Source organism: Pseudarthrobacter sp. NIBRBAC000502772, assembly GCF_006517235.1.
Taxonomy (GTDB): Bacteria; Actinomycetota; Actinomycetes; order Actinomycetales; family Micrococcaceae; genus Arthrobacter.
The window spans coordinates 1683409-1701587 of record NZ_CP041188.1; the positions used below are offsets into that span (position 1 = coordinate 1683409).

The following is an 18179-nucleotide window of genomic DNA, read 5'->3' on the forward strand; positions in this document are numbered from 1 at the left end:
TCAACTCCTGGTACGGAACAATCGGAACTGGAGGAAGCTGAGCAGCGCGATGAGGAGTACAAGAACGTATGATGCCGCTGACGCAAGCCCGTACAGTCCAAAGCCGAACTGCTCGTACGCGTAGTAGCCGATCGAGGTCGTGCTGTCGAGGGGGCCGCCGCCGGTCATGACGAATGGCTCCTCGAAAAACTGCAGATAGGCGATGCTCAGCAGGACCGCAACGACAAGCGTTGTCGGCTTCAACAGCGGCAGCGTGATGCTGCGGAACGAACGCCACTTGCTGGCACCATCTACACTCGCTGCTTCATGGAGCTCGGTCGGAATAGCCTGGAGTCCGGCAAGAAAGATCACCATGGGGATTCCGAAGTTGCGCCACACGGCCATGATGATGAGGGCCGGCATCGACCACGCCGGATCGTTGAGCCAATCAGGACCGGCGATTCCGATTGCTCCGAGGGCGGCATTGAACAGTCCGTCCTCCTGGTACATGTATCGCCACACGACAGCGACGGCGATGATGCTCGTCACCACAGGCGCAAAGTAGCCCACGCGGAACACAGCCTTCAGGCGGTTGATACCCGAATTGAGGGCAACGGCCGCGACAAGGGAAACGAGCATCGTGACAGGTATGCCGACCGCGACGAAGTACAGGGTGTTCAGCACCGCGCGAATGAACGTGTCGTCAGCCAACAACGTCAGGTAGTTCTCTAGTCCGACAAAGCCCACACCGAACGGGGTCCGCAGGTCGCGGCTGGTGATATCCGTGAAGCTCATCAGCAACGACGCAAGCACCGGCCACAGACCGAACGCGAAAAAGAAGATGAGGAATGGACTGCAAAACAACCAGGCGGCCATAGTGCGACTACGCCGGGCACGGTTCCCCTTCCGGGGTGGCAGACTGGTGCCGGCCACCGCGGAAGTCGCTATTAGAGTTGCCACGGGTGTTACCTGCCTGTCCCGATCTTCTTGGCACTGGACTGGATCGCTGCCTGTGCCTCCTCGGGAGTGCTGGCACCCTTCGCGACCTTCTCCGCTTCGGCGTCTATGAGCGCACCAATCTGGGTCCAGGTCGTAACTGCGGGCGCATTCTGCGCGTTCTCGAGCTGTTTGCCGAACACCTTGAGGTAGGGGTCCGAGGAGAGAGCCTCGGAATCCCAAGCCGACTGCACCGCAGGCAGATCGCCGGAAATCCTGAACCACTGCTCTTGCGTTTCCGCCTTTGACAGCCATCGGACAAGCTTCCACGCACCGTCGCGGTTCTTTGCGTCTTTGAATACCGCGAGGTGGCTACCGCCGATATACGACGTGTTGCCTGCTGGGCCAGCTGGGACGGGCGCAAGGCCGACCTTGCTGAGGAACTCCTCACCTCCTGCCTGCTTCAGCAGACCGATCTCCCACGGTCCGGAGATGAACGAACCGACTTCACCTGAAACGAATTTCGGTTCGATCTCTCCGAGGTTGACTGGCCCGTTCTGACTTGCGATTCCGTTCGTGAACAACGACTGGTATCGCTTAAGTCCTTCCAACGCCTGCGGGGAATCAAAGGTTAGCTGCGTACGCTTCTCGTCCGTGAGCTGAGCCCCCGCTTGCCACATATACGGGAGTATGGTCTGCCACGTGTATGCGGCACCGGTTGCAGCCGAGAAGCCCCACTTGGCACCCTGGCCCTGGAGGCCCTTGGCGAAATCGTCGAACTTGTCCCACGATTCCGGGGCCGTGACCCTTGCCGCGTCGGCAAGGTCCTTCCGATAGAACAGGGCTCGCGTTTCGACATACCACGGCACCGCAAACGTGGCACCGTCAATTTCGGCGCTGCCTTGTGCGCCCGGGAAGAACGATTTCTTATCGACAAGGCCCTCAGGCACAGCCTCCAGGCCGTTGCCTGCGACGAACGAAGCCAGGTCGGAGGAACCAACCATCGTCGCGTCGGGCGTCGACCCTGATGCGACCGCAGTTTCGATCTTCTTGGCATAGTCCTGCCAGGGCACTGCAGTGACCTCAACGGTCGCGCCGGGGTTCGCTTCCTTGAAGCCCTTGATGAGTTCAGGCAGCTTTTCGCCCTCAGTTCCCATCGCCCAGATCTTGACGGTACCCGTCGCCGGACCGGCGTCCACCGCGGCGCCGGGCTGGACGTCCTTGGCCGCAGTGTCAGTTCGTCCGCATCCAGTAAAGACAAGGGCTGTCAACACGCCACCCGCGACGGTAGCAAGAAGTGCTTTGCGTTTCATTAGCAGATTTTCTCCTCATTGAGTACGGCGAAGTGTGCCGTCCAACGAAAGTACCACGCAAAACCGAACGACTGCAACATTCTGATCCGAATTGGCTATCATGAATGAGTGACCACCACGATGCCCCCCTCTGCCCAACCGCCGACACGTCGGGGCCCCGGCGTCAAGACAGCGCAACGGCGGCAGGAAATCGTCGAAGCGGCGACGAACGTTTTCGCCTCCCGCGGCTACCACGGGGGATCCCTGCGCGACATCGCCCGACAGATCGGGTTGAGTTTGACCAGTGTCGTCCATCACTTCCCGGCGAAGAGCGACCTTCTTGAGGCTGTTCTGGACAACGCCGATCAAACAGGCGGATGGACCTTGGGCCTTGCACGCAACGAAGGGGTGAAGGTTGCAATCCTCGCGCTTGTCGATTTCAACTTGGAGCGCCAGGAACTGCTGCGGCTTCTGGCGATTGTGTCTTCCGAGGCGTCGGATCCAGCACACCCGGCTCACCAGTGGTTCGTGGACCGATATGCCAACCTCGCCTCTTCTCTCGCCGAACTCCTTGAGTACGACATTGAGCGTGGCCGCGTTTCGGCAGACGTCGACCCGGAACTGACTGGGCGTTTGCTAGCGGCTATGTGGGACGGACTACAGTTGCAATGGTTGCTCGACCCCACACAGGACATGCACGGACAAATGGACGCCGCCCTCAGCCGTCTGCTGCAGTAGGTGCGCTATGCCGACTCGGGGCTTGGCGCAGGCTACGGGAGCACGGAGGGCCTGCTGTTCGCGTTGGGCGTCGGCCTGTCTCATCTGTGATCACCCCTCCGACGAGCGGCTCTCCGAGGCTCCGATTCCCCGAGGAATTGATCGCTCGCGCGCGCGAGTCCGCACTGCGGAATTGCCGACCACGCTGCCGATGCTGGCCGAAGGACGCCGCTCCTTGGAACACTGACAATGGCACAGCAACTTAATCGAGTGGGCTGGTGCTGGGGATTCGAGAGGGATCTCCAGTCCACCACCGCTGCCCGGACGGCTCCGATGACCTTAGTCCCCGCCAGCCCCTAACCTCGCAAGCTCGGCCAGGGAACCCGGCGGGCGTGGGCCCAGACCCCCGCGCGGTCACTCGTCAGGGTTCGGATTGCGTACGTCCTTTTCGCCGATATCGGCAGCACCCAGGGCGGCCGCGGCAGGGCTGTGGGAGGTGTTATGCAAATGCTGTGCGAGTTCCGGGTGGTGGAGGTCCAGGGCGGGACGCTCCGAACGGATCCGGGGCAGCGACGTGAAATTGTGCCGCGGCGGCGGGCAGGAAGTCGCCCATTCGAGCGAGGCGCCGAAGCCCCACGGGTCATCCACCTCAACACGCTCCCTGCTGCGCCACGTGATGTAGACGTTCCAGAAGAACGGAATCGTCGACGCGCCGAGAAGGTATGACGAGATGGTGGAGAACTGGTTCATCCAGGCGAAGTTGTCCTCCACCAGATAGTCCGCGTAGCGGCGGGGCATGCCCTTGACACCCAGCCAGTGCTGGATCAGGAAGGTCCCGTGGAAGCCTAGGAACAGCATCCAGAAGTGGATCTTTCCGAGGCGCTCGTTGAGCATCTTGCCGGTGAATTTTGGCCACCAGAAGTAGAAGCCTGCGAACATCGCGAACACCACAGTGCCGAACACCACGTAGTGGAAGTGCGCCACCACGAAGTAGGAATCAGACACGTGGAAGTCCAGCGGCGGAGAGGACAGGATGATCCCGGTCAGGCCGCCGAAAAGAAACGTGATCAGGAAGCCGAGGGCCCACAGCATCGGAGTCTCGAAGGTCAGGGACCCCCGCCACATGGTGCCGATCCAGTTGAAGAACTTCACGCCGGTTGGCACCGCGATCAGCATGGTCATAAAGGCGAAGAACGGCAACAGCACCGAGCCGGTCACGTACATGTGGTGCGCCCACACGGTCATGGACAGGGCTGCGATGGAGATGGTGGCGTAGACAAGGCCCTTGTAGCCGAAGATCGGTTTGCGGCTGAAGACCGGGAAGATCTCCGAGACGATGCCGAAGAACGGCAGCGCGATGATGTACACCTCGGGATGGCCGAAGAACCAGAACAGGTGCTGCCACAGAATTGCGCCGCCGTTCTCCGGATCATAGATGTGGGCACCGAACTTGCGGTCGGCCCCCAGCGCAAACAGTGCCGCGGCGAGCGGCGGGAAGGCCATGATCACCAGGATGGACGTCACCAGGGCGTTCCAGGTGAAGATTGGCATCCGCCACATGGTCAGGCCCGGGGCGCGCATGCAGATGATGGTGGTAATGAAGTTGACCGCGCCCAGGATGGTGCCGAAGCCGGACAGCGCCAGGCCGAAGACCCACAGGTCACCGCCCACGCCGGGGGTGAACGTGGTGTTGTTCAGCGGCGCGTAGGCGAACCAGCCGAAGGCCGCTGCGCCCTGCGGGGTGATGAAGCCAGCGACGGCGATGGTGGATCCGAAGAGGAAGAACCAGAAGGCCAGGGCGTTCAGCCGCGGGAATGCGACGTCGGGGGCGCCGATCTGCAGCGGCATGATGAAGTTGGTGAAGCCGGCGAAAAGCGGCGTCGCGAACATCAGCAGCATCATGGTGCCGTGCATCGTGAACAGCTGGTTGTACTGCTCCTTGGTCTGCAGGACCTGCATGCCCGGTTCGAAGAGCTCGGCCCGGATCAGCAGGGCCATGACTCCGGCCATCAGGAAGAACACAAACGAGGCGATCAGGTACATGTACCCGATGACCTTGTGGTCGGTGGAGGTGAGCCAGCCGACCACCATGGAGCCTTTGCGCCGCGGCACTACAGGGGGAGCAGCGGTTGAGGCAGTCCCTATTCGTGAATGTCCGGTGATGGCCATTTTTCACCTCACAGATCTTCTGCACGGCAGCTATGGGCCCTTTGCATGAGCCCCTAATTGCAGGCTACTCAGGAAAATAGGGGGCGGGAAGGGTTTCTCCCCACCCGTTCCCTAACCTCGCAAGCTCGGCCAGGGAACCCTGCGGGTGTGGGCCCAGCTCAAGCACCGTTAGTGCAGGCCCATCGCGTTCCGGACCTCGTCCAGGATGTGATGGACGGCTGTTTCCGCGCCCACCGCGTCCCCGCGGGCCACTGCCGCCGCAACATCCTCGTGGGCCTGTAACGCTTCGGCCCGCGGTTTGAAGGGCATCAGGCCCTGCTGCGTCCGGCTGGTGAGCACCTCGGCCACCATGCCTTCGAGCGCCGTGAACATCTCATTGCCGCAGCTTTGGAGCAGCAGGCAGTGGAACTCGATGTCCACCGCCAGGAACGCCTCGAGTTCGCCGGCTTCGCCCAGCCGCCGCAACTCCGCGGCCAGGAAAACCAGCCTGGCCCGTTCCGCGGCGCTCGCCCGGCGGGCAGCACCTGCAGCCGCAATAGGCTCGACAGCGATGCGCAGCTCCGTCAGACTGCTGTACTGGATATCACGCCGTACAGAGCCCAGGCGCCAGCGCACCAGCTTGGGATCGAAGACATTCCACAGCCTGCGCTCCTGGACCACGATGCCCACCCGCCGGCGCGAATACACCAGGTTCATGGACTCGAGGACCTTCATGCTGTCCCGCGCAACGGTGCGGGAGATGCCGTACTCCTGCTGGAGGCCCTCAAGGGTCAGCCGGCTGCCCGGAGGAAGGCTCCCTGCCGCGATGGCGGAGCCAACCGCCTCGAGAACGCGTTCATGCATGGCGGGGGAGGCCCCGCCGTCGTGCGCGTCATCCGCGTCCGGTGGTGTCGCCGTCGACATCTTTCCTGCTTTCGTCTGCGCCTGTGCGCACCCCAATCGTACGCACAAAGTTCCAAAGGTATGACTTGTGACACCAAAAGATAGTACCTATAGCAATAAATGGTGATACCTTATTTCCCGGCGCAGTTCCCTGTGAAATGCGCTCAAAGCTTTCTTCATTTAGCCAACGGCGTCTTCTTCGGAGGTACAACATGCAGTATCCAGCCACGCACCTGGTGGTGATGGGCGTTGCCGGTTCCGGCAAGTCCACCATTGCGGCAGCGCTTTCCCAGCAGCTTGGCTGGGCCTGCGCCGAAGCGGACGAGTTCCACCCCCAGTCCAACATCGACAAGATGACCCAGGGCATTCCCCTGCAGGACGGGGACCGCTGGCCCTGGCTGCGGGAAATCCAGGACTGGATGACTGCACATGCCGCTGCCGGGAAGAGCACAGTACTCACCTGCTCCGCGCTTAAGCAGAGCTACCGTCAGCTGCTGTCCGACGCACGGGGCCGGGTCCTGTTCATCCACCTCGACGGCGGCGCCGACCTGATCGGCCAGCGCATGCAGGGCCGCGAAGGCCACTTCATGCCGTCCACACTCCTGCCCAGCCAGCTGGCCACCCTGGAACCGCTGACCGGCAACGAACTCGCCGCCGGCAGCCTCCGCCTGGACATCTCAAACTCCCCGGAGGAGATCGTCGCCGCCGTGCTTGCTGGCCTCGTGCTTCCCGCGCGTTCGGCGACGAGCGCCCACCTGGAGCCCAGCGCCTGCTGAGCCGGGCCTCTGCCCCCAATTTCCCCAATATTTCATTAGTTCTGTTTCAAAGGAGAACCATGGTCATCGAAGGATGGACCCAGACGCTGGGCGCAGGCCCCCTGCTGCTCATCGCCGCGGCATCGATTGTTGTGCTGCTGTTCCTGATCATCAAGCTGCGGATGCACGCACTCGTCGCCCTGATCGTGATCAGCCTCGCCACCGCATTCGCCACCGGAATCCCCGCCAACCAGGTGGTTCCTGTGCTGATCAACGGGTTCGGCACCACCCTGGGCACCGTGGCGCTCCTGGTGGGACTGGGCGCCATGCTCGGCCGCATTGTTGAGACCAGCGGTGGCGCCAAGGTGCTGGCCGACTACCTGATCGGCGTGTTCGGCGAAAAGCGTGCACCGTTCGCGCTGGGCCTGGCCTCGCTGATCTTCGGCTTCCCGATCTTCTTCGACGCCGGCCTGGTGGTTATGCTGCCCGTCGTCTTCGCCGTGGCCCACCGGCTGGGCGGGGGAGTGCTGCGCTACGGCCTCCCCGCCGCCGGCGCGTTCTCCGTGATGCACATCTTCCTGCCGCCGCACCCGGGCCCGGTCTCTGCTGCAGCCTTCTTTGATGCCAACATCGGGCTGGTCCTGATCGCCGGCCTCATCACTGCCATCCCCACCTGGTACGTCACCGCCTACCTCTTCGGAGTGTGGACCGGCAAGAAGCTGGTCCTCCCGGTGCCGGAAATCCTGGGCCACGCCAGCGCCGAAGCCGAATCCCACCCGCCGCGCTTCCGCACCATCATCGGCCTGCTGCTCCTGCCCTTGGTCCTGATCTTCATCAACACCGGCCTGAACACCCTTGCGTCCTCCGGCGTGCTGTCCGAAGAGGTCAAAAGCGAGCAGTGGTTCCAGGTCCTGCGCACCATCGGTGAAACCCCGGTGGCCCTGCTGATCGCCGTCCTGGTGGCCGTGTTTGTCCTGGGCGCCCGCCGAGGCAAGGACGCCGGCGCCATAGAGAAGCTGCTCGAATCCTCGCTGGGCCCGGTCTGCTCGGTCATCCTCATCACCGGTGCCGGCGGCATGTTCGGCGGCGTCCTCCGTGCCTCCGGCATCGGCGCGGCACTCGCCGACGTCCTGGGAAACCTGGGCATCCCGCTGATCCTGGCAGGCTTCCTGATCTCCGCCATCCTGCGCATCGCCCAGGGTTCCGCCACCGTGGCCCTGACCACCACCGCTGGCCTCATCGCCCCGGCCGTGGCCACCGCCGGCCTGACCGGCATGCAGGTTGCCGCCCTGGTTATCGCCGTGGCAGCAGGCTCCGTGGTGGTCTCCCACGTCAACGACTCCGGCTTCTGGCTGGTGGGCCGATTCTTCGGCATGGACGTCAAGACCACCCTGCGGACCTGGACCGTGATGGAAACCCTCATCGGTGTTATGGGCTTCGCCATCGCCGCGGTGCTCTTCCTGCTCGCCGGCGTGGCGGGTTAGCGATCTGACTCTAGCCACGGCTGACTGAAGTACGACGGCGGGGCGTCTGGAGAAATTCCGGGCGCCCCGCCGTCGTCGTACTCCGGGTGCGCCGCTATTTGCGGGGTTTGGCTGCCTTGGGCGCTTTCGGCGGAAGCCCCGCGACGTACTCGAAGGCCTTCTCCACCCAGGCGCTTGCCCGCGCGTCGTCGCCCTCACCCTCGGCGTTCCACACCTCCGGCAGCCCGGTGTAGCCGCCCATGGGCCGCTCCGCCGGGCCGAACGGGACGGTCCGCTCGGTGCTTTCGAGCACCTGCCGGTCTGCGTCGGAGAGCTTCACGCCGATCGTGGAGCCGAACAGTCCGGCGAACATGTTGCCGTTGACGAAGGCGCCCAGGTTGCCGAACATCGGCTTGACCACCACCTCGGGGCTGTCCGGCACTACTGCGCGGAAGCGCTCCTTGGCTTCGTCGGACGCTTTGGCCATCTCCATGTCGCTCTCTCCCAGGGTTGCGGTGTGATTCCTTGTGCAGCTTATGCCCGCCGGTGCGCCGGGGACAGAATTGCCGTACCGCTAGGCTGGCAGGAGTCCGCACTCCCAGGTTCCACCCCAACCGAAGGACACCCCTTGACCCAACGCACCATCGTGATTACCGGCGCCAGCGACGGCATTGGCGCGGCAGCCGCGCGGACGCTGACCCAGGCAGGCGACCGGGTGGTCGTCGTCGGCCGTTCCGAGGAGAAGACGCAGGCCATCGCGAAGGAACTCAACGCCGACTACTTCGTCAGCGACTTCGCCGAGCTGGACCAGGTCCGCACGCTCGCCGCGCAGCTGAGGGACGGCTACGACCGGATCGACGTCCTGGCCAACAACGCCGGCGGCATCATGGGCAAGCACGAGCTCACCGTGGACGGCAACGAGTCCACCTTCCAGATCAACCACCTGGCGCCGTTCCTGCTCACCGCCGAGCTGATGGACGTCCTAACCGCCAGCAACGCCAAGGTCATCAACACCGCCAGCGCGGCCAACGGCTTCGGCAAAATGGACCTCTTCGACCTCAAATCGGAGCACACCTACTCCACCAACCGCGCCTACGGCACCGCCAAACTCGCCAACATCCTCTTCACATCCGAGCTGCACCGCCGCTTCGGCGAGCACGGAATCACGACGGCGGCGTTCCACCCGGGCGTGGTCCGCACCAACTTCGCGGCAGAGTCCACCAGCCCCATGCGGCACGCCTACAAGACGCTGCTCAACCGCTTTATGCTCACCCCGGACCAGGGCGCCGACACCCTCCTCTGGCTCAGCAACGGCACCGCTGGCACCGACTGGATCTCCGGCGCCTACTACGCCAAGCGCGCCCTCGCCAAGGCCAACGCCCAGGCGTACGACGCCGAGCTGGCGCAGGGTTTGTGGGAGGCCAGCGAGGCGCTCGTCGCCCGCTGAGTTTCCAGCCGGTGGAGGGTCACCCGAGGTAACACGCGTGCAATATGAACAAGTTCGCATGATTTTAACGAGCGTAATTCGGTGATTGTGCTAATTTCTCTCTGTTGACGTGCAGATCTTCGGTACCCGGGACGGGACAGGGGAGTGCGCCCGGCTGCCGCACACCTGCTGACCACCCCTCCTGGAGACGCCCGTGGAAACCCCCTCACCCCTGACGCTCGACGCGACGCCGGACCTGAAGCCCGCCGGGCCCGCGCCGGTCCAACCCGGACTCCGGAGATCCATGGGCACCAGGCACCTGGTGATGATCGCCATGGGCGGCGTCATCGGATCGGGCCTGTTCCTCAGTTCGGGCTACACCATTTCCCAGGCCGGTCCGCTGGGCGCTGTGCTCGCCTACCTGGTGGGCGCGTTTGTGGTGTACCTGGTGATGGCATGCCTGGGTGAGCTGGCCATCGCCTATCCGGTGTCCGGCGCCTTCCACATCTACGCCGCCCGCTCCATCGGGCCCGCCACCGGATTCGCCACCGCCTGGCTGTACTGGCTCTGCTGGGCGGTGGCCATCGGCTCCGAGTTCACCGCGTCCGGGCTGCTGATGCAGCGCTGGTTCCCGGACATTGCCGTGTGGATCTGGTGCCTGATTTTCGCTGCCGTGCTGTTCGGCTTCAACGCGGTGTCCGCCAAGTTCTTCGGCGAATCCGAATTCTGGTTCGCCATCATCAAAGTGGGCGCCATTATCGGCCTGATCGTCCTCGGCGGCGCCGCCCTGTTCGGTTTCCGTCCACTCAGCGACGGCGCCAGCCACCCCTTCCTCTTCGAGAACTTCAACACGGCGGGCGGCCTCTTCCCTAACGGCTTCACCGGCGTCCTGGTCACCGTGCTCGCCGTCTTCTACGCCTTCTCGGGGTCCGAGCTGATCGGCGTGGCAGCGGGCGAAACCAAGGACCCCGCCACCAGCATCCCCAAAGCCATGCGCACCACAGTGATCCGCCTGTTGATCTTCTTCGTCGGGGCCATCGCCGTCATCGCAGCCACCATCCCCTACAACGAAGTGGGCCTGGACGAGAGCCCGTTCGTTACTGTCTTCTCGGCCATCGGGATCCCGTTCGCCGCCGACATCATGAACTTCGTCATCATCACAGCCCTCCTCTCCGCCGGAAACAGCGGGCTCTTCTCCTGCGCCAGGATGCTCTACTCGCTGGCCGACGAAGGCCACGCGCCCCAGGCCTTCCGGCGCCTCACCCGCCGCGGCATCCCGCTGATCGCCCTCTCGGTGAGCATGGTGGGCGGCATCGCATCGCTGGTCAGCAGCGTGGTGGCCCCGGAAACGGTGTACCTGGTGCTGGTCTCCGTGGCCGGATTCGCCGTGGTGGGGGTGTGGATGTCCATCACCGCCTCGCACTTCTTCCACCGGCGCGCCTTCGTGCGGAACGGCGGCGACGTGGGCGCCCTTGCCTACAAAGCCCCGCTGTTCCCCCTGGTGCCCATCCTGGCGTTCACACTGTGCGTCATCTCGCTGGTGGGCATCGCCCTGGACCCCAACCAGGTGGCCGCCCTCTACTTCGGCATCCCGTTCGTTGCCGCCTGCTACGCCTACTTCTACGTCCGGCACGGCCGGAAACGGCCGACGGCGGCAGTCCAGTAACCAGGCCGGGTCACCTGCGTAACCAGCCCGGGTCGCCGTGGAAGATTTGTCGCCGTGGAAGAATAGGGCGGGCACCGGCAGTGAGGGGTAATAAGCGTGGATTCGTCCGCTGAAGCGTCATCGTTGGCGCAGGGGCTCCGCATTGTCCGGCTGGTGGTTGACCGGGAGAAACGCGGGCGGCAGCTGCTGGGCGTCTCCCAGCTGTCCGCGGAGCTGGGCATGGACCAAAGCCGCGTCTCACGCCTGACGCAGGAACTGTGCGATCTGGGCCTGCTGGAGCGGGTGGACCGGGGACCGTTCCGGACCGGGCCGCGGTTCTTCAGCCTTGCCGCATCGCTGAACACTGGCTGGGTACGTGAAGCCAAGCCCGAACTCGAGTCCTTGGTTTCCGCCCTGGGGCTGCGGGCCCGGCTCTCCGTCCGGGACGGTTTCCGGGCGATCCTGTTGCGCGCTTCCAGTAACGACGCAGGCCTGGGCAGCTTCGTTGCGCCCGGCATGGTGACTCCGGTCTGGTGCACCGGCGCCGGCAGGGCCCTGCTCTGGGACCTCGACCGGCCTGCCCTGGAGCTGCTGCTGCACGAGGTGAACTTCATCGGAGTGGGCGGCCCCGGCGCCGCCCACTCCATCGATGAGGTCCGGGAGCTGATGGCCCGCGACGTGGCGCGCGGCCACATCACCTGCGACGAGGAATTTGAGCATGACATCGTGGAACTCGCAGTCCCGGTGCGTGACGCCGGCGGCAACATCCTGGCCGCACTCAGCGTGCTGGGACGCCGGGCCGAAGTGGGCGACGACGCTGCGGGCATTGCCGCTGTCCTGCGCGGCGCCGCGGACCGCCTCGGATCCTTCGCCGCCGACCGCTAAGCCTGGCTGCCTTCCCGGGGCTGGCCTGAAGTGAATCCATCCTTCCGAGGAGCAGCGCGATTCGTAGACCAGGGTGCCGTAGGGCAGTAGCCTTTCGTTCATGGGTGGCCAATTTAACCGACCCACTGCGGGAGCCCTGCTGGTTGCGGCAGGCGCAGCCTGGGTCATCAAAGCCATGGTCATTATTACGACGGGTCAGCAGCCGGACCTTCTATTTCAAACGGGCTTGATAGTCTGCGCGGTAGGTCTATACATGCTTCTTTCCGGGTTCCAAGGACCCCGGAGGGTTCTAACAATTTTGGGGGCGGCGGCCGCTGGCGCTGCCTTCGCCGCCACAGGCGCGGCGGTGGTGATGGAAATCGTCCCCGGCGCCCAAATTTCTCGTGGTGATGCGTTCGTCTTCCCTTTCTCGGCGCTGGTGCTGCTTGGCGGAGTCGGAGTATTCATCGCAATGGTTGCCCTTGGAATCGCCTACTACAACCCCGGCCAGCCGTTTAGGTGGACCGTCATCCCCTTGTTCGCGGCGCTAATGCCGGCACCCGCTGCTTTGACCGGGTTCATCCATGCAGAGTTTCCAATTCTTCTCATCGGACTTTCTTGGGCCACTGCCGGAGCGGTAATCGCCGTTCGGGAAACCGAGAAGTCCAGTCTGGCCGGGAACACAGGGCCCTAGGCACTGCTTCCTCCGTTCTAGGAGGCCTGGCTGCCTTCCCGGGGCTGGTCGCTGTCCGGGTGCTGGAAGCCAAGCCTGGCCTCCAGCCAGCGTCCCTGCTCCAGCAGTGCCGCCGCGAACTCGGTCCGGCGCGGCTCCAGGCGTGCCCTGGTGCCCACGATCTGCAGCGCCGCCGCCACGTCCCCTTTGAAATCCCGGACGGGAACGGCCAGCGAATAGAGCCCCGGCTCCGCTTCCTGATCCACCACTGAATAACCCCGCACCCGCGCCGCAGCCAGCCGCCCGAGGAAATCGCCGACGTCGGACGGGGTATTGGGGCCGTGCCGCACAAAGTCCATGTCGGCGAAAACGGTCCGTACTTCGGTTTCCGACGACTCCCACAGCACAGCCTGGCCGGCGTCGCTGCAGTACGCGGGGTAGGGCCTTCCCAGCCATGAGCCCACCAGGTTGCTGCTGGCGGGAACGCTTTCGCCGATGGTCACGGTGCTCTCGCCGTGCAGCACGCCCAGGAAGCACCCCTCGTCCGTGTCGCGGGCCAGCCGGTCCAGTGCCACTGCGCCGTCTGTGTGCAGCCTCTGCGCGGTCAGTTGCTGGGCATCGGTCAGGATGGACCAGTCCAGGGTGTAGGTGCGCTCGCCGGTCCGGCCGAGGAAACCCTCCTGCTCACCGGTGCGGAGGTTCCGCGACACCTGGCTGCGGTCTTTGGCCAGGTCCGCGGCGATCCCCGCCACCGTCCCGCCCGGAAGTCCGGCCTCATGCCGTGCACCCAGGGCCAGGATGGCCAGCATGCCGCGGCCCATGCTGGAGGTTTTCGACATAGGCCAGAGTCTAATGGAGTTGCCGGATCCGGGCCGGTCATAGTTCGCCACGCTCGTTAAAAGCATTTCAAATTGCCTATGATGAACAACATATTCCTTCCCTCCATCGACTTCCGGAGTTCCTGCCATGCCCCGCAACACCACGCTGTCCCGCCTGCTTGATGCCGGAGCGCACCTGATCGCGGACGGCGCCCTCGCCACCGAACTTGAGGCGCGCGGCTGCAGCCTGGATGACCCGCTGTGGTCGGCCAAGGTCCTGCTGGAGCAGCCGCAGCTGATCCGCGATGTGCACCGGGACTACTTCGAGGCCGGCGCCAACGTGGCCACCACCGCCAGCTACCAGGCCACCCCGCTGGGGTTCGCCCAGCGCGGGCTTTCCGAGGACGCGGCACTGGACCTGGTCAGGCTCTCGGTCCGGCTGGCGGATGATGCCCGGCGCGAACACTTTGCCCGGCATCCGCAGGCCGGGCCGCTGCTGGTCGCTGGCTCCGTGGGCCCCTATGGCGCCTACCTCGCGGACGGCTCTGAGTACCGCGGGGACTACGTCCTGGACGCCGAGGCCTTCAAGGATTTCCACCGCCCCCGCATAGCTGCCCTGGTGGAGGCCGGAGCCGATTTCCTGGCCTGCGAGACGCTGCCGTCCTTCGCAGAAGCAGAGGCGCTGCTGGCACTGACCGTGGAGTTCGACGTCGAATCCTGGTTCTCCTTCTCGCTGCGGGACGGTGCGCACATCAGCGACGGCACTCCGTTGGCTGCGGCAGCTGAGCTCTGCGGGTCCGAGCCCCGGGTGGTGGCCGTGGGCGTGAACTGTGTACCGCTGCATCTGGTTCCGGCCGCCCTGACAGCCCTCGGCCAGGCGGGTTCCAAACCGCTGGTCACGTATCCGAACTCCGGCGAAAGTTACGACGCCACCACTAAGACCTGGGCACCCTTATCAGAGCGTGCCGCTGAAGCGGGCGAGTCCCGGCCCGAAGGCCTTGCCGCCGGAGCCGGTCCCTGGCGCGAGCTCGGTGCCCGCATCGTGGGAGGCTGTTGCCGCACCACTCCCCGGGACGTTGCCGCCCTCGCCGCCGCCCGCCCCGCCTAGCACCCACCCAACTAGCTAGCAGTTAACGTCGTCATTTACGCGAATGTCGACATTAAATGCGACCTAATTGGGAAGAATTTAAGCGCGCGCCGGCCGGGCCCCTTCGACGTCGGCGGCGCTTTCTGTCGCGCCGCGGGCGCTGAGCCCTGCGACGACGCCGGCGACGTCCGCCGCTGACCGGTTCTGGCTCAGCTTGGTCTTGGCCTCGATCCTGGTGATGACCAGTTCGATGCCCACAATGGCGCGCAGCTGGCCGGAGATGTAGCGTTCCGGCGCGTCATCCACGCTCCACGGGTGCTCGAAATCCGCTTCGTTGGCGTTGGTCAGCCGCCTGACCTGGCCGGCGATCCAGGCCGGGTCGTCATGGATGATGAGACGGCCGTACACGTGCGCCGTCGAGTAGTTCCAGGTGGGCACAACGCGGCCGTGCTCGGCTTTCGACGCATACCAGGACGGCGAAATGTAGGCGTCCGCGCCCTGGACGATCATGAGGGACTCCCCGATGGCCGGTTCGGACCACTGGGGGTTGTTCCTGGCGACGTGCGTGTGCAGGGCGCCGTGTTCGCCCACCGAGGGGTCGTAGACGAACGGCAGCAGCGTGGCGAGCAGGCCTCCGGACGTCATGGTGACCAGGTTCGCTGCGCCCGGCCGGGTCAGCAGTTCCTGGACGGCGTCGGGGCCGGCTTCAAAATGGGCTGGCGTGTACATGGGACTAATCCTTTGCAGGTTCGAGGGTTCTTGTGGCGAGAGGCTCGGCAGGGTGAGGGGCGGCGGGCTGCGGGGTTGCAGGCTTGAGCCGGACCCGGACCGCGGCGCCCGCGCAGAGGATGACAGCCAGGCCGCCGACGATCGTGCTCCACGTCAGCGACTCGCCGAGCAGAAGGCCCGCCCAGCAGATGCTCAGCACGGGCTGGACAAGCTGGATCTGGCTGACCTGGGCCATGGGGCCGATGGCCAGGCCGCGGTACCAGGCGAAGAAGCCGAGGAACATGCTGACCACGCCGAGGTACGCAAAGGCCAGCCACTGGACCGGTGTGCCCGACGGCGGCTGCTGCGCCACGGACACCGCCACCAAAAACACCATCAGCGGCGACGCCAGCACCAGCGCCCAGGACACGGTCTGCCAGGCGCCCAGCTCGCGGGCCAGCAGTCCACCCTCCGCATAGCCGATGGCCGCGGCCACCACCGCGCCGAGGAGCAGCAGGTCCGCCGAGTGCAGCTGCCCGAATCCGCCGGACTGCAGGGAGGCGAAGCCGATGGCCGCCAGCGCTCCCACGCCGGTGATGAGCCAGAACGCCGGGCGTGGACGCTCGCGTCCCCGAAGAACTGCAGCCACTGCCGTCGCGGCGGGCAACAGGGCGATCACAACGGCGCCGTGACTGGCCGGCGTTGTGGTGAGCGCGAAGGAAGTCAGCAGGGGAAACCCGACGACGATGCCGCCGGCCACCACCGCGAGGCGGACCCACTGCGTGCCGCGGGGGAGCCGCTGCCGTGTGAGGGCGAGCGCGAAGATGGCGAGGATGGCGGCTACCACCGCACGGCCCGACCCGATAAACAGCGGCGACAGGGACTCGACGGCCACCTTCGTGAAAGGAACCGTGAAGGAGAAGGCCGCTACTCCCGCGAGACCCCACCAGAGTCCGGTGGGCTGGCGGGACGGTATCACTGGCGGTAAAAGCGTAGTAGCGCTACTATTGTCTCTCATGAATAACGATAGCAGTTCCCGGATTGTGGTGCACCTGAAGAAATGGATTTCTTCGGCCGCGCCCGGTGCCAAGCTGCCGTCCACGCGCTCGCTGGTGGCCGAGTACCAGGCCAGTCCCGTCACGGTGCAGAAGGCCCTGCAGACGCTCACGGCACAGGGACTGATCGAGAGCCGGCCCGGCGTCGGGACCTTTGTGCGCACCGTCCGGAGCGCCCGTCCCTCCGACTACGGCTGGCAGACGGCGGCCCTCCGTTCCCCGCTGGCGCCGCCGCCCCCGGCGTCCAGCACCATGCGCAACGTGGCCAACGATGCCATCTCCTTCCACTCCGGCTACCCGGACCGCGAACTCCTGCCCGAGCGGCTGGTGCGGGCCGCCATAGCCCGGGCAGCCCGCGGTGACGCTGCCCTGTTCCGTCCGCCCGCGGCCGGAATGCCCGAACTCCAGTCGTGGTTCGCGCACGAACTCGGCGCCTCCACGCCGGCCGGGACCACCCCGCCGAACCCGAGCGACGTCGTCGTACTCCCCGGAAGCCAAAGCGGGCTGAGCTCCATCTTCAGCGCGCTCGCCGGCCGCGGACATCCGCTGCTGATGGAATCGCCGTCCTACTGGGGCGCCATCCTGGCCGCAGCGCAGGCCGGCGTGCGCATTGTCCCGGTGCCCAGCGGACCGGACGGACCGGACCCGGCGGAGCTCGCCCGCGCCTTTGACGAGTCCGGCGCGCGGCTGTTCTACGCGCAGCCCAACTACGCCAACCCCACGGGCGCGCAGTGGTCTGCCGAACGGCGTGAACAGGTCCTGGACGTGGTCCGCGCGAAGGGGGCGTTCCTTGTGGAGGACGACTGGGCGCACGATTTCGGCATCACCTCCAACCCCGTGCCCGTTGCCTCCCGCGACGACTCCGGCCACGTGGTCTACCTGCGCTCGCTGACCAAGAGCGTGTCACCGTCCATCCGCGTCGCCGCGGTCATCGCCCGCGGCCCGGCGCGGGAGCGCATCCTGGCGGACCGGGCGGCCGAATCGATGTACGTCAGCGGGCTGCTCCAGGCGGCAGCGCTCGACGTCGTCACGCAGCCCGGGTGGCAGACGCATCTTCGCAGCCTCCGCCACCAGCTCGAATCCCGGCGGGACCTGCTGCTCACCAGCCTGCGCCAGCACGCCCCGCAGGCTCATATCGAGCTGGTGCCCAAGGGCGGCCTGAACCTGTGGGCGCGGCTGCCCGACGGGACCGACCTCGAACGGCTGACCCGCGACTGTGAAACCGCCGGGGTGATCATCGCCGGCGGCAACGAATGGTTCCCCGCCGAACCGGCAGGCCCGTTCATCCGGCTCAACTACTCCGGGACGAATCCGGGCGCCTTTCCCGAGGGCGCCCGGATTATCGGCCAGGCGATTGAACGCAATGGGGCCTGACGGGATCGGCGGTCCCTATTCGCCCAGCAGCCCGGTGACGGCGATCTCGCCGCCGTCGCGCTCTTTCAGGCCGGCCACGAATTCCTCCTTTCCATCATGCGGGTCAGGGCCGCGCCGAGGTCGTCGTCGAAGCTGTCGAATTGCCAGAGATACGGGTCCGAGACCACGCCGTCAACGGAGTGGAACAGGCCGGACGTAACTTTGCGCATGGGGACCTCCAAGGTCAGGGGCAGATGGCAACCACGGTGTTGGCTATGCCCTCAGCAGGGAAGCCCCCGCCTGTGGTTGAGCCTGAGTCCTTCGGCGGTTGAGCCTGTCGAACCTGGATCCCCACGG

General features: G+C 65.4%; 17 protein-coding genes and 1 pseudogene. 9 read left to right on the forward strand and 9 right to left on the reverse strand.

Going from position 1 to position 18179, the window contains the following annotated elements; translation table 11 throughout:
- A complete protein-coding gene (locus NIBR502772_RS07950) occupies positions 1–855 on the reverse strand; it encodes a carbohydrate ABC transporter permease (protein ID WP_141139775.1) in 855 nt (284 codons plus the stop codon).
- Between the two features lie 89 nt (positions 856–944).
- A complete protein-coding gene (locus NIBR502772_RS07955) occupies positions 945–2228 on the reverse strand; it encodes an extracellular solute-binding protein (RefSeq protein WP_141139776.1) in 1284 nt (427 codons plus the stop codon).
- Between the two features lie 108 nt (positions 2229–2336).
- Between NIBR502772_RS07955 and NIBR502772_RS07960 the strand changes: the two genes are divergently transcribed.
- Entirely contained in the window at positions 2337–2945 is a 609-nt protein-coding gene (locus NIBR502772_RS07960; RefSeq protein WP_210412407.1) for a TetR/AcrR family transcriptional regulator, read from the forward strand.
- A 393-nt stretch (positions 2946–3338) separates the two neighbouring features.
- On the opposite strand, the gene ctaD is transcribed toward NIBR502772_RS07960, so the two are convergent.
- Together ctaD and NIBR502772_RS07970 are read right to left on the reverse strand one after the other, a co-directional pair.
- A complete protein-coding gene (gene ctaD, locus NIBR502772_RS07965; RefSeq protein WP_141139777.1) occupies positions 3339–5093 on the reverse strand; it encodes a cytochrome c oxidase subunit I in 1755 nt (584 codons plus the stop codon).
- A 168-nt stretch (positions 5094–5261) separates the two neighbouring features.
- Positions 5262–5996 carry a FadR/GntR family transcriptional regulator gene (locus NIBR502772_RS07970; RefSeq protein WP_141139778.1) on the reverse strand — a complete coding sequence of 245 codons (735 nt, stop codon included), beginning with the start codon at positions 5994–5996 and terminating at the stop codon, positions 5262–5264.
- 191 nt (positions 5997–6187) lie between these two features.
- Between NIBR502772_RS07970 and NIBR502772_RS07975 the strand changes: the two genes are divergently transcribed.
- Positions 6188–6751, forward strand: a complete 564-nt coding sequence (locus NIBR502772_RS07975) for a gluconokinase (protein ID WP_141139779.1) — start codon at positions 6188–6190, stop codon at positions 6749–6751.
- Between the two features lie 59 nt (positions 6752–6810).
- Positions 6811–8214, forward strand: a complete 1404-nt coding sequence (locus NIBR502772_RS07980) for a GntP family permease (protein WP_141139780.1) — start codon at positions 6811–6813, stop codon at positions 8212–8214.
- 94 nt (positions 8215–8308) lie between these two features.
- Here the strand turns inward: NIBR502772_RS07980 and NIBR502772_RS07985 are convergent, their stop codons facing one another.
- Positions 8309–8686: a TfoX/Sxy family protein gene (locus NIBR502772_RS07985; protein WP_141139781.1), complete on the reverse strand. Its 378-nt coding sequence runs from the start codon at positions 8684–8686 to the stop codon at positions 8309–8311.
- Between the two features lie 135 nt (positions 8687–8821).
- Between NIBR502772_RS07985 and NIBR502772_RS07990 the strand changes: the two genes are divergently transcribed.
- From NIBR502772_RS07990 to NIBR502772_RS08005, 4 genes are all read left to right on the forward strand, one after another.
- The gene (locus NIBR502772_RS07990) at positions 8822–9640 is read left to right on the forward strand and encodes an SDR family NAD(P)-dependent oxidoreductase (protein ID WP_141139782.1); all 819 of its coding nucleotides are present in this window, start codon (positions 8822–8824) and stop codon (positions 9638–9640) included.
- 193 nt (positions 9641–9833) lie between these two features.
- Positions 9834–11285, forward strand: a complete 1452-nt coding sequence (locus tag NIBR502772_RS07995) for an amino acid permease (protein ID WP_141139783.1) — start codon at positions 9834–9836, stop codon at positions 11283–11285.
- A 96-nt stretch (positions 11286–11381) separates the two neighbouring features.
- Positions 11382–12149 (forward strand): IclR family transcriptional regulator, encoded by a 768-nt coding sequence (locus tag NIBR502772_RS08000; protein WP_141139784.1) that lies wholly within the window; start codon positions 11382–11384, stop codon positions 12147–12149.
- A gap of 100 nt (positions 12150–12249) precedes the next feature.
- A complete protein-coding gene (locus NIBR502772_RS08005; protein WP_141139785.1) occupies positions 12250–12822 on the forward strand; it encodes a hypothetical protein in 573 nt (190 codons plus the stop codon).
- 17 nt (positions 12823–12839) lie between these two features.
- Here NIBR502772_RS08005 and NIBR502772_RS08010 read toward each other — a convergent pair whose 3' ends face one another.
- Positions 12840–13640, reverse strand: a complete 801-nt coding sequence (locus NIBR502772_RS08010) for an IclR family transcriptional regulator (RefSeq protein ID WP_141139786.1) — start codon at positions 13638–13640, stop codon at positions 12840–12842.
- A gap of 127 nt (positions 13641–13767) precedes the next feature.
- On the opposite strand from NIBR502772_RS08010, the gene mmuM reads away from it, so the two are divergent.
- On the forward strand, positions 13768–14727 hold the full coding sequence (gene mmuM, locus NIBR502772_RS08015) for a homocysteine S-methyltransferase (RefSeq protein WP_141139787.1): 960 nt from the start codon (positions 13768–13770) through the stop codon (positions 14725–14727).
- A gap of 78 nt (positions 14728–14805) precedes the next feature.
- On the opposite strand, the gene NIBR502772_RS08020 is transcribed toward mmuM, so the two are convergent.
- The gene (locus NIBR502772_RS08020; RefSeq protein ID WP_141139788.1) at positions 14806–15435 is read right to left on the reverse strand and encodes an FMN-binding negative transcriptional regulator; all 630 of its coding nucleotides are present in this window, start codon (positions 15433–15435) and stop codon (positions 14806–14808) included.
- Positions 15436–15439: 4 nt separating this feature from the next.
- Complete coding sequence (locus tag NIBR502772_RS08025; RefSeq protein ID WP_141139789.1) at positions 15440–16432, reverse strand: DMT family transporter; 993 nt, start codon at positions 16430–16432, stop codon at positions 15440–15442.
- Between NIBR502772_RS08025 and NIBR502772_RS08030 the strand changes: the two genes are divergently transcribed.
- Complete coding sequence (locus NIBR502772_RS08030) at positions 16431–17843, forward strand: PLP-dependent aminotransferase family protein (protein WP_141139790.1); 1413 nt, start codon at positions 16431–16433, stop codon at positions 17841–17843. The two genes, NIBR502772_RS08025 and NIBR502772_RS08030, sit on opposite strands and share 2 nt — an antisense overlap.
- A 92-nt stretch (positions 17844–17935) precedes the next feature.
- On the opposite strand, the pseudogene NIBR502772_RS08035 reads toward NIBR502772_RS08030, so the two are convergent.
- Positions 17936–18052: pseudogene (locus NIBR502772_RS08035) on the reverse strand (dihydrofolate reductase); the annotation flags it as partial.
- Positions 18053–18179: the final 127 nt, after the last annotated feature.

Bases quoted from the DNA above. Each gene is read 5' to 3' on its own strand.
- NIBR502772_RS07950 (WP_141139775.1), bottom strand. From the start codon at position 855: ATGGCCGCCTGGTTGTTTTGCAGTCCATTCCTCATCTTCTTTTTCGCG.
- NIBR502772_RS07955 (WP_141139776.1), bottom strand. From the start codon at position 2,228: ATGAAACGCAAAGCACTTCTTGCTACCGTCGCGGGTGGCGTGTTGACA.
- ctaD (WP_141139777.1), bottom strand. From the start codon at position 5,093: ATGGCCATCACCGGACATTCACGAATAGGGACTGCCTCAACCGCTGCT.
- NIBR502772_RS07970 (WP_141139778.1), bottom strand. From the start codon at position 5,996: ATGTCGACGGCGACACCACCGGACGCGGATGACGCGCACGACGGCGGG.
- NIBR502772_RS07975 (WP_141139779.1), top strand. From the start codon at position 6,188: ATGCAGTATCCAGCCACGCACCTGGTGGTGATGGGCGTTGCCGGTTCC.
- NIBR502772_RS07980 (WP_141139780.1), top strand. From the start codon at position 6,811: ATGGTCATCGAAGGATGGACCCAGACGCTGGGCGCAGGCCCCCTGCTG.
- NIBR502772_RS07985 (WP_141139781.1), bottom strand. From the start codon at position 8,686: ATGGAGATGGCCAAAGCGTCCGACGAAGCCAAGGAGCGCTTCCGCGCA.
- NIBR502772_RS08005 (WP_141139785.1), top strand. From the start codon at position 12,250: ATGGGTGGCCAATTTAACCGACCCACTGCGGGAGCCCTGCTGGTTGCG.
- NIBR502772_RS08010 (WP_141139786.1), bottom strand. From the start codon at position 13,640: ATGTCGAAAACCTCCAGCATGGGCCGCGGCATGCTGGCCATCCTGGCC.
- mmuM (WP_141139787.1), top strand. From the start codon at position 13,768: ATGCCCCGCAACACCACGCTGTCCCGCCTGCTTGATGCCGGAGCGCAC.
- NIBR502772_RS08020 (WP_141139788.1), bottom strand. From the start codon at position 15,435: ATGTACACGCCAGCCCATTTTGAAGCCGGCCCCGACGCCGTCCAGGAA.
- NIBR502772_RS08030 (WP_141139790.1), top strand. From the start codon at position 16,431: ATGAATAACGATAGCAGTTCCCGGATTGTGGTGCACCTGAAGAAATGG.
- NIBR502772_RS08025 (WP_141139789.1), bottom strand. From the start codon at position 16,432: ATGAGAGACAATAGTAGCGCTACTACGCTTTTACCGCCAGTGATACCG.